This window comes from Pseudonocardia nigra (assembly GCF_019396355.1).
Taxonomy (GTDB): Bacteria; Actinomycetota; Actinomycetes; order Mycobacteriales; family Pseudonocardiaceae; genus Pseudonocardia; species Pseudonocardia nigra.
Map to the genome: position 1 here is coordinate 1 of NZ_JAHKRK010000290.1, position 7,839 is coordinate 7,839.

Annotated in this window: 4 protein-coding genes and 1 pseudogene; 1 reads left to right on the top strand and 4 read right to left on the bottom strand. The window is 70.0% G+C overall.

Translation table 11 applies throughout. The annotated features are described in order from the left end of the window. Positions 1–627 precede the first annotated feature (627 nt). Entirely contained in the window at positions 628–1,671 is a 1,044-nt protein-coding gene (locus tag KME75_RS38000) for an IS110 family RNA-guided transposase (protein WP_219419781.1), read from the bottom strand. Positions 1,672–1,763: 92 nt separating this feature from the next. Here KME75_RS38000 and KME75_RS38005 point away from each other — a divergent pair, with 92 nt between their 5' ends. Beyond that, on the top strand, positions 1,764–2,243 hold the full coding sequence (locus KME75_RS38005) for a nucleoside deaminase (RefSeq protein ID WP_246633635.1): 480 nt from the start codon (positions 1,764–1,766) through the stop codon (positions 2,241–2,243). A 529-nt stretch (positions 2,244–2,772) separates the two neighbouring features. Here KME75_RS38005 and KME75_RS38010 read toward each other — a convergent pair. The 3 genes and pseudogenes from KME75_RS38010 to KME75_RS38020 form a co-directional block, all read right to left on the bottom strand. Beyond that, on the bottom strand, positions 2,773–3,909 hold the full coding sequence (locus tag KME75_RS38010; protein WP_219419783.1) for an NADH:flavin oxidoreductase/NADH oxidase: 1,137 nt from the start codon (positions 3,907–3,909) through the stop codon (positions 2,773–2,775). 91 nt (positions 3,910–4,000) lie between these two features. Beyond that, positions 4,001–5,280: pseudogene (locus tag KME75_RS38015) on the bottom strand (IS1380 family transposase); the annotation flags it as partial. A gap of 741 nt (positions 5,281–6,021) precedes the next feature. Further along, positions 6,022–7,275 carry an IS701 family transposase gene (locus KME75_RS38020; protein WP_219419784.1) on the bottom strand — a complete coding sequence of 418 codons (1,254 nt, stop codon included), beginning with the start codon at positions 7,273–7,275 and terminating at the stop codon, positions 6,022–6,024. Positions 7,276–7,839: the final 564 nt, after the last annotated feature.

Below are 7,839 nucleotides of genomic sequence, written 5' to 3' on the forward strand. Positions count from 1 at the left end.
CGGGTCGATCTTGTGGTGAGAACTCCCTATCGGGGGACCCCACGCTCTCACCAGCACCGCGCAGATTGTCCGATATGAGCGTGTCGCGCTCACGTCGCGCTACGATCTTGCTGAGATCACCTCAGTGAAGGGGTAAGCGGCCAATGAAGAACCTGCAGTCCCCAGGTCATCCCTGAAGGAGCGGGGCCGGTCAACCCCCGTTCTTGCTGTTGATCTTTTTCTTGATGTGCTCCGCCTGCTTGTGGGCGCGTCGAGGTAGGCGGCGGGGTCAAGGATCGCCCGGAGGGCGACCGCGTCAGCGGCCGTAGGTCCTTGACGCCGTCGCCGATCGGTGCACGCTTGTTCAGGCTGGAGGATCAGAACAGGGTGCTGGCGTCTCCCGCAGAATCTGGTCGGTGAGGTGCGTGGTGCTGCTCCATGGCCAAGGTGTCCCTGGCTGGTGGACAGGCCCCGCGGTGGGGGCTGTCGGTCATCCCTTAGCCGGGCCGAACGTGGGCGGCATGGTGCGCTGCGACAAGAAGAGAGGGGTCGCGGTGAGCGAGATCAATCAGAAGGGGCGATCACGCCGAGCCGGCTCGGGGATCATGACCTGCACGATCTGCGTCCATCGCGAGTCGAAGGGGCGGCTCACGCCACCTCTGGTCGGGCCGTTCGAGCAGCCAGAGCGCGGATGTGGCGATCGCGCAAGCCGTAAAACACCAGCGTGATGAGCTCGCGGGCGGCGGCGACCACGCCGATGTTGCGGCCCCGGCGTTCGCCGACCCGGTCGCGGGTCTGCCCGAGACGCGTGTGGCTGGGAACGCGTTGCACCGCCTCGACCGCCGCCCACCGCACCAACCGCGAGCCCTGCTTGGTGATCCGGCCGCGGTGCACAGTGGTGTCGGACTCGCGATGGGTCGGGGTCAGCCCGGCCCACGACGCCAACTGCTGCGGCCGTGAGAAGCGGTGGATGTCGCCGATTTCGGCCACGAACACCGCCCCCAACAGCGGCCCGACACCGGGGATCTGCCGGATCGCGGCATATCCGGGGTCCTCGCGTAGCCGGCCGGTGACCAGCCGGGCGAAGGTGTCGATCTCGAAGTCCAGCGCACCGATCACCCGCAACAGCGAGTCGATCCGGGACCGCGACTCCACCGGCATCGCTGTCGCGGCCAGCAGCCCGCGCCCGCCCGGGCCGAACAAGTCGCTCATCAGTACCTGCACGCCGGCGCCGGCCAGCACCGCGTGGACCTGGCACTTCACGTTCGAGCGCAGCCCGACCAGCTTCGCGCGGTGCCGTACCCAGCCGCGCAGCTCCCGGGTGGCCGGCGGCGCGATCCACGCCTCCGGCAGCCGCCCCATCCGCAGCAGGTCGGCGAGATCGCCGGCGTCGAGTTCGTCGTTCTTCACCCGTCGGTAGGAGAACATCTTCACCCCCAACGGGTGCGCCAGGTGCACGTGCGCACCCAGCTCGGCCAGGGTGTCCGCGGCCCAGTACCAGCCGTACGTCGCTTCCAGCACGACCTCGGGTGACTCACCGGCACGGGCCATCACCTGCCGCAGGTAGTCCGGGTCGTTGGAGATCCGCACCGTCTCCAAGTGCTCGCCGGTGTCGGTCATCCGCACCAGCACCGACCGCCGCCGATGCAGATCCATCCCGACGATCTGCTTTCCCTCGTATGCTCCGCTCACAGGGGCCTCCTCGAATCGATGGCGTGCACCCCGAGCATGAGCCGGGAGTCACGAGGAGCGGAGGCCCCGCTCCTTCATCGCATCAGCCGGAACTGACGGAGTCTGACCGGCAACATCTGCGACGCTGCCTCGAACTGGCCGAGGAGGCCCTTGCCTGCGGGGAGGAACCGTTCGGTTCGGTGCTGGCGGCCGGGGACGGGACGGCCCTGGCCGAGGACCACAACCGGGTGGTGTCCACGGGAGACCGGACCAGGCATCCGGAGTTCGCCCTGGCCCGTTGGGCGGCAGAGAACATGGCGCCTGGGGAACGCGCCCAGGCCACGGTCTTCACATCTGGAGAGCACTGCCCGATGTGCTCGGCAGCGCATGGGTGGGTCGGTCTCGGCCGCATCGTGTACGTGCACTCATCCGGGCAGCTGGCCAGCTGGCTCGCCGACATGGGGATCCCCCCGCCGCCGGTGCGCACGATTCCCATTCAGGAGGTCGTCCCCGGCATCCCGGTTCTCGGGCCGATCCCCGATCTGACCGAACAGGTCCACGACCTGCACCGGCGGTTCCACCGGCAGGCATAGAGGGGCCGGCTGCGACCTGCCTACCGATCGACGATGACTGAGCATCGGACGGGGAGGCGCGGTGATATGGCTCCACGACAGTCGTCCCCGCCTGGAGCTGTTCACCGGGGCAGCGTGCCCTGGCACGCAAGGACGTCGCCGCCGGTCGGGGCGAAACTTCATGACCGCGAATCCGGCGCCTGGCGATCGGCGCGGCGTTCGGCGCCTCGAGTCTGCGGCCTCGACAGGTCCGGCGGGGAGTGGGCGCCCTGCCAAGCCCAGGGCATCCTCAACCGCAGTCTGCCCTGGGCTTGCGCTCCCGGATCCGGCAAGGGTCGCGGCCGTGATGAGGACCGACACGGCGGCGAGCAAGCGGGTGCCGGGCATGGGCCCTGGATCATGCCGCAGGACTCATCCGGTGATCTGCAACTTCACCGGCTGAGTCCCTTTCACCATAAGGGGGAACGCGAGCTCAGCAGAAGAGCAGAAGGTCAGTGGGCGCGCCGTAGGCCTCGGTCAGGAGGCGGTCGGTTTTTGCCGCCGTTGCGTCTCAGCTGCGAAGCCCCAGCCTGCGCACGGCGCGCGCCCGCTTCTCGAGCCACCAGCCGAACTCCGGATGCCACATCTGGTGGTCCTGGTCAGCGCCTAGCTCACGGGCCGCGTGCAAAGTCCAGTTGGGGTTCTCCAGCAGCTCCCGGGCGAGCGCGACGAGGTCGACGTCGCCCTGCTCGAGAGCGCGGTTGACCAGCTTGGGATCCCAGAGCAGGCCGACACCGATCGTCGCGATGCCGGCGCCCTTTTTCACCTGGGCGGCGAGGGGCAGTTGGTACCCCTGTTCGAGGGTCATGCCCTGCGGGCGTTCGCGTCCGGAGATGCCGCCGCTCGTGCAGGCGATCGCGTCGACGCCCAGGTCCTTCAGGCGCCGCGCCAGGTGGATCGTGTCATCGACCTGCCAGCCGTCCGGGTGCCAGTCGGTCACCGACAGACGAAAGATCAACGGATACTCGTCGGGCCAGACCTCGCGGATCGCCGCGGCGACCTCGGCCACCAGCCGGCCTCGCCCTTCGAGGCTTCCCCCGTAGCCGTCGCGACGTCGGTTCGCAAGCGGGGAGTAGAACTGGTGGAGAAGGAAGCCGTGGGCGGCGTAGACCTCGATCACCCGGAAACCCGCCTCGCGGGCCCGCTCAGCGGCGGCGCGGAACGCCCCGATGACTTCCCTGATGTCCTCGGCGCTCATCTCGGCCGGCGCGGGCCAGCCCTCGGCGTACGGGACCCCGCTGGGGCCCACAGCGGGCCACGGCTGCTCACCGCGCCGGGCGATGTCCTCCTCATCGACCGGTGTCTCCCCGTGCCACGGCCGGCGCTCGCTCGCCTTGCGCCCCGCGTGCGCGAGCTGGATTCCCGCCACCGCCCCCTCCCGCTGGAGGAAGCGGGTGACCGCCGCGAGACCGTCAACGTGGGCGTCCGACCAAATCCCGAGGTCGCCGTGCGTACGCCGGCCGCGCTCCTGGACCGCGGTCGCCTCGGAGAACACCAGGCCGGCACCGCCGAGGGCGAACCGACCGAGGTGGACCAGATGCCAGTCGTTCGCGACACCGTCCTGCGCGCGGTACTGGCTCATCGGGGACACCACAACGCGGTTCCTGAGCGGCACACCGCGCAGCGTGAACGGCGCGAACAGCGTCATCGGGTGCGACTCCTCTCGATCCTGAGCCTTGATGCCCAGCCGCGGCCAGGATATGGCGGCTGCTAGACCCCGAGCCAGCTGTCCGCCGGGTCAGTGCTTCGAGGGCGGCCAGGGCGAGCGCGGTGAACGGCGCGGTGGCGGCCAGGTGCAGCAGGCGGCGGCGGCCGGTGCGGGCGGCTCGTGCGGGGATGGAGAACAGTCGCAGGCGTAGCCGTTTGGGTTCCCAGCGGCGGGCCTGCTCGTAGCCGGGGTGCCCGGTCAGGGCGAGGGTTTGCATCCACGCGGTCAGGTCACAGCCCGGCGGCGGTGCCGCAGCTCCAGGTCGGCCAGCTGGCCCTTCGTGGTGTTGGTGACGAACGCGGTCACGCGCAGGCCGTCGATGTCGGTGATGCGCAGCTGCGCGCCCGGGTGCGGGCGTTCCTTGCGCACGATCAGTCGTATTCCGGCCGGCCAGGTGTCCTGGGTGAACAGGCCGGTGACCTCGGCGACCCAGGCCCCGGGGCGCAGCTGCCCGTCGGCGTCGTAGGCCGGCTCCCACAGCTGGTCGGGGATGGTCGCCAGCTTGGCCTGGATCGAGGCGAGGTCGCCGGGCAGGGAGAACCCCACCGAGTAGGACAGCCGCCGGCGGGTCAGCCAGGCCAGCAGCTCATGGGTGCCCCCGGCGCCATCGACTCGGACGAGCACCTTCCTGCCGCGGGTGTGCCCGCCAGGCAGCTGGGCCAAGGCAGCGCGGAGCACGGCGATGTGGTCGACCACCGTGTTCGATCCGGCGTTGCCCGGCCGTAGCACGAACGCCAGCGGCTCCCCGGTCCCCTCGACCCCGTGGTCGACGAACGCCCACAGCGGGTGGAAGCCGAACCCGCGCTTGAACGTCGGCGCCGCGGACTCCTTCTCCGAGTGCGCGCCGACCAGGGTCGCATCGACGTCGATCACCACCGGCCGGGCCGCGTTGGCCGCGTGGTCGGGAGCGTGTTCGCCGGCCAGCAACCACGCCCGCTCCCGAGCCGTCGCCCGCGCCGTCGCGATCGCGGCCAGCGCGGCCGGGGCGTCAGCGGCCAGCGCGTCGATGAGCCGGGACACCGTCGGGTCCGAGGCAACCAGCCCGAACACCTCCGGCGCGGCCCGCAGCTGGGCCAGGTCGGCCAGACAGTCCCCGCCGATGGCCAGCGACACGGCCAGGTCGGCCACGATCTTGCCCGGGTCGTGGCGGGCCAGCGGCTTCCGCCACGGGGTCAACGCCGCCGAAAGCGCGCTCGTGAGCCCCACTGCCTGCGCGGTCCTGAGCAGGACCGTGCCGCCGGCATGCGGCACGACGCTCGACCCGGCGCCGTCCACTGTTGAGGCCGGGTACGGCCCGGTAGTCTTCTTCACCAGAAAGGTGCTCCGGTTCCTGCGTTGATCAAGGCCTAGATAATCTCGATCCTTGCAGGTCAGGAGCACCTTTCCTATGTCTCGGACCGGACAATCACGGACCGGCGTGAAAGCCCCGGGTTAAGCGAACTGGACTGGTCGAGGGGCTGTTTTCGATCCCGGTGAAGATGCAGGCGACCCGGCTGCAGGCAGGCCCACGGGGCGGGGCACGCCAGCTGTTGATCAGGTGAGGCGCGCACCCAGGGCTCGAGCTTCGGCGTCGCGACGAGGACCGACTCGAAAACGCCCGTTTCTGGGCTGCCGTGCTGTGCTCTGCGCATCGTGGGCATCCGCCCAGGTCGACCGGGACACCCAGCGGGCCCGGAACCCGTGCCCGGAATCAACGGCCCGAATCAGCGCGCCCTGACCGTTTGTGGTGAACCGTCCCGGGTTTGGTGCCGGTTTGGTGCCGCTTCCTTGTTGACAAGGATATGCATCATGCCGGGGAACAAGTACCCGGCCGAGCCGCGTGAGCGGTCGGTGCGGTGGCGATGGACCGGCTCGCGGAGTACCCGACGCCCTACGCCTGCGCGAAGGCGCTCGGGCCGAAGCTGCGTGCCGGCACCGAGACACTGCGGAAGTGGATCCTGCAAGCTCAGGTCGACCAAGCCGATCGGCTCGGCCCACAAGCGAGGAACGTGAGGAGCGTAGCGCTTGAAGGCCGAGGTTCGAGACCTGCGTTAGTACTCCAGCTGTAGATCGTTATGTCCATCCGTGCATGGCGTCCTGCCGTCGGTAGTGGCTGGTCCGGGCTCGGTGCTGGTGTCGTCGTCGCCAGGTCGACCAGGCGTGGGGGCAGGCCAGGGTGCGGGCGGGTTCGACGACCAGGACGATGAGCAGGCGGCGGACCTCGTTGCAGGTCAGCGCGATCAGTCCGGTGGGCGCGGGCCGGTCGGTGTGCTCGTTCGCGGCGATCACGGCGAGCAGGGCGTGCGCGATCATCGCCAGCAGCGTCCAGCGGCGCCAGGAGCCCCAGCGGCGGACCTGGTGCTCGTCGAGCCCGGCGAGGCCCTTGCCGGCCTGGAAGGACTCCTCGACCGTCCAGCGGCGGCCGGCGACCCGGACCAGTTCGCGCAGCGGCACCGGGTGCGGGGCGTAGCAGCGGTAGAACGCCAACTCTCCGGTGTCGCGATGGCGCCGCACCAGCAACCACCAGCACGCGCTGTCGGTGTCGGCAGTGTCGGCGGGTGGGGCAAGTGTGATCAACGCCCAGTCGTAGAAGCGCTGGCCCTTCGCCCCGGCCCCGGCGGACTGGCGCTGCCAGGCGTGACGCGGTAGCCCGGCGGTGACCTCATCGGCGCGCACCAGCCCGGCGCCGGTGGGGACGCGCCGGTCGCAGCCGATGGCCAGCACGTACCCGAGCTGCTGGAACTCGCACTCGGCGCGCAGCGCGGGATCAGCGCCGTAGACCTCGTCACCGGCGACCCAGCGGGCCGGCACGCCGGCGTTGAGCGCGCGGGTGAGCATCCCCGCGGCCAGCGCCGGCTTGGTGGCGAACTCGATGTCCTTGGGCACTCCGGCCACCGCGCACCGCTGCGGGTCGGTGGTCCAGGACCGTGGGAGGTAGAGCTCGCGGTCGATCATGGCGTGTCCGCGGGCGCCGGCGTAGGTCAGGTAGACCGCGACCTGAGCGTTCTCGATCCGGCCGGCGGTGCCGGTGTACTGGCGCTGCACCCCGACCGTCGCGCTGCCCTTCTTCAGGTCGCCGGTCTCATCCACCACCAGCACCGCGTCGGCGTCACCAAGCTGGTCAACGACGAAGTCACGCAGGTCATCGCGCACCCCGTCGGTGTCCCAACGGGCCCGGTTGAGCAGGTGCTGCATGCCGTGCGGGTCTGGGTCGCCAGCGTGCTCGGCGATGGTCCAGCAGTTCTTCCGCGGCAGGTCGGCCAACAGCCCGAACAGGAACTTCCGGGTCCGGCGGCGGGTCTCGACACGGGCGAACCGGCCGGCCATCCGATCGAGCAGCCTGTCGGTCTCGGCCTGCCAACAGCCGGGTTCTACGCTGTGGCCCACGCCACCGCTTGATCATCTCGCGTCCACACAACCGAGCATGATCACGTGGTGGCCGTACCTCGTCCGGGACCGCCACGCCGGCAGATCACGAACTACGGCTGGAGTATTAGGCCAACGAGATCCTCAAGGCAGCCACGGTTTTCTTCGTCCGGGAACCGCGGCCCGCACCGCAGTCTCGTACTCGCCGAGGGCCGCCCACGCCGGAGTCGCGGCGAAGTTGGTGATGCTGCGCGGTGACCTCTTCGCGCAGCTGTGGCCACCTCGCCGACACGCTGCTCGCTGTGTCGGCGAACTGGGCGCGGTGAGCAGCAGGTGCGTGTTAAGGGGCATGGGCGGGTGCAGCCTGCCCGTTCCGGGGGAAGGCTGCGGGCATGACCGGATTAGAGCGTGTCCCGTGGATCATGCGGGTGGGCTGCGGTAGATCTCTTCTGTGCTTGATCGCCACGACTTGACCGACGCGGAGTGGGCACGGCTGGAGCCGTTGCTGCCCGACCGGACACCGCG

Excerpts from the sequence above, each read along its gene's own strand:
- KME75_RS38010 (WP_219419783.1), bottom strand. The coding sequence starts at position 3,909 with ATGACGCTGTTCGCGCCGTTCACGCTGCGCGGTGTGCCGCTCAGGAAC.
- KME75_RS38020 (WP_219419784.1), bottom strand. The coding sequence starts at position 7,275 with ATGGCCGGCCGGTTCGCCCGTGTCGAGACCCGCCGCCGGACCCGGAAG.